This is a genomic window from Microbacterium sp. H6, assembly GCF_003314775.1.
In the GTDB taxonomy this organism is placed as follows: Bacteria; Actinomycetota; Actinomycetes; order Actinomycetales; family Microbacteriaceae; genus Microbacterium; species Microbacterium oxydans.
Genome location: NZ_QOAY01000314.1, coordinates 5,382 through 6,690, shown reverse-complemented (window position 1 = coordinate 6,690; position 1,309 = coordinate 5,382). Strand labels below are relative to the sequence as shown.

2 protein-coding genes are annotated in these 1,309 nt (G+C 70.7%); one reads left to right on the top strand and one right to left on the bottom strand.

Annotated features, from left to right (window positions below):
• Nucleotides 1-29: 29 nt before the first annotated feature.
• Complete coding sequence (locus tag DSP71_RS21540; RefSeq protein ID WP_227750927.1) at nucleotides 30-458, bottom strand: hypothetical protein; 429 nt, start codon at nucleotides 456-458, stop codon at nucleotides 30-32.
• Between the two features lie 77 nt (nucleotides 459-535).
• Between DSP71_RS21540 and DSP71_RS21535 the strand changes: the two genes are divergently transcribed.
• Nucleotides 536-742 carry a DUF3499 family protein gene (locus DSP71_RS21535; RefSeq protein WP_021199833.1) on the top strand — a complete coding sequence of 69 codons (207 nt, stop codon included), beginning with the start codon at nucleotides 536-538 and terminating at the stop codon, nucleotides 740-742.
• Nucleotides 743-1,309: the final 567 nt, after the last annotated feature.

Here is a 1,309-nt window from a genome sequence, read left to right as displayed (position 1 = left end):
CAACGACTGTCGTGGCGTCAGTCGTGGTGTCAGTGGTCGTGGCCGAGGTCCCACGGCTCGCGGCCGACGTACTCGGCCGCTGCCCGGAAGACCGCGCTCTCGATGGCCATGCGCCGGTGCGCGGCATCGTCGTGCCCAGGGGGCAGGAGCCGTTCGATGGGGAGTCGGAACAGCACGATGCGCCGGTTCTCGCGGTCGAGATACCACCGGGGCACTTCGTCGGTCGCGTCGAACCCCGGGATCGCGCCGATCTCGAACCGGACGTCCTGCAGTTCGGGCCAGGTACCGCGGAGGAACTCGACGGCCGTGCCGACCGTGAGGTCGAACCGGTCGATGCGTCCGTCGAGAGGAGCCAACGGCGGACGCACGACCTCGCTGCGGCCCAGGCGACCATGTCGCCCATGCCGCGCACCGCGCCGAGGAGCGGCGGTGGCGGGGGTGGCGCGTCGACGAGGCATGACGAAAGTCTAGGCGGTGGCGGCTCGCCCGGCGCGGCATCCGTCGCCGCGTCGGAGTGCGCCGTACGCTGGCGGAGATGGACGGACGACTGTGCTCGAAGGTCGGCTGCGCGCGAGAGGCCGTGGCCACCCTCACCTACGACTACGGCGATCAGATGGCGGCCCTCGGCCCGCTCGGCGCTGCGAACGATCCTCAGGCGCATGATCTGTGCTCGCCCCACGCCGACCGGCTCTCGGTGCCCGCCGGGTGGCTCGTCGTCCGTCACGAAGCACTGCGCGCCTGACACCGGTGGATCGACACGCGGTCACAGCCGAGCGCTGAATTCCGAAGTCTGGATACGCTGACCGCAGGCGTGCCAGGGCGGCGCGGCCGGAAAGGCACTCGTGATCGTCTGGCGTCGCTGGATCTTCCCCCTGCTTCTCGTCGTGGTCTTCGGCGCGTGCGCCGCGGCTCTCGTCAAGATCGCGTTCTTCCCCGACCGCGCGGAGAGCGTCGTCAGTCCGGAGGCCGGGATCACGGATCCCGTCGTGGCTGTCGAGCGCGGTTCGGTCGTGAACGCGCTGAGCCTGAGCGGGAACGTGGCGCGCGACGACGACTTCGCCGTCCGGGGTGAGCTCAACGGCACCGTCCTCGCCGTGCACGTGGGGGAGGGGGCGACCGTGACCGCGGGGCAGAAGCTGTACACCGTGCGTCAGGAGGAGCCGCGCAAGGACATCGACGTTCTCGCGCCCGAAGCCGGCGACGTGTCGGAGTTCGCCGTCGTCAAGGGCCAGGCCACCACGGTCGGCACCGAGACGTACAAGCTCACGCCAGCGCGCTACCACCTGCTCGCCACCGTCGACCCCGTGCA

Bases quoted from the DNA above. Each gene is read 5' to 3' on its own strand.
- DSP71_RS21540 (WP_227750927.1), bottom strand. From the start codon at position 458: ATGCCTCGTCGACGCGCCACCCCCGCCACCGCCGCTCCTCGGCGCGGT.
- DSP71_RS21535 (WP_021199833.1), top strand. From the start codon at position 536: ATGGACGGACGACTGTGCTCGAAGGTCGGCTGCGCGCGAGAGGCCGTG.